Genomic DNA, 548 nt, shown 5'->3' on the forward strand with positions numbered 1-548 from the left:
GGGGGGACCATCCTCCAAGGCTAAATACTACTGACCGACCGATAGTGAACCAGTACCGTGAGGGAAAGGCGAAAAGAACCCCGGAGAGGGGAGTGAAATAGAACCTGAAACCGTGTGCGTACAAGCAGTAGGAGCTCCGCAAGGAGTGACTGCGTACCTTTTGTATAATGGGTCAGCGACTTACTGTTCGTGGCAAGCTTAACCGTATAGGGGAGGCGAAGGGAAACCGAGTCTGATAAGGGCGCATAGTCGCGGGCAGTAGACCCGAAACCGGGTGATCTAGTCATGCCCAGGGTGAAGGTGCGGTAACACGCACTGGAGGCCCGAACCCACTCCCGTTGCAAAGGTAGGGGATGAGGTGTGATTAGGAGTGAAAAGCTAATCGAACCCGGAGATAGCTGGTTCTCCTCGAAAGCTATTTAGGTAGCGCCTCATATGTATCCTCTCGGGGGTAGAGCACTGTTATGGCTAGGGGGTCATCGCGACTTACCAAACCATTGCAAACTCCGAATACCGAGACGGACTGTATGGGAGACACACGGCGGGTG

Annotated in this window: 1 rRNA gene; it reads left to right on the plus strand. The window is 54.2% G+C overall.

The window, feature by feature from the left end:
- A 23S ribosomal RNA gene (locus C9414_RS20995) occupies positions 1–548 on the plus strand; the annotation flags it as partial.

The organism is Bacillus sp. Nf3 (assembly GCF_003028545.1).
Classification (GTDB): domain Bacteria; phylum Bacillota; class Bacilli; order Bacillales; family Bacillaceae; genus Bacillus; species Bacillus safensis.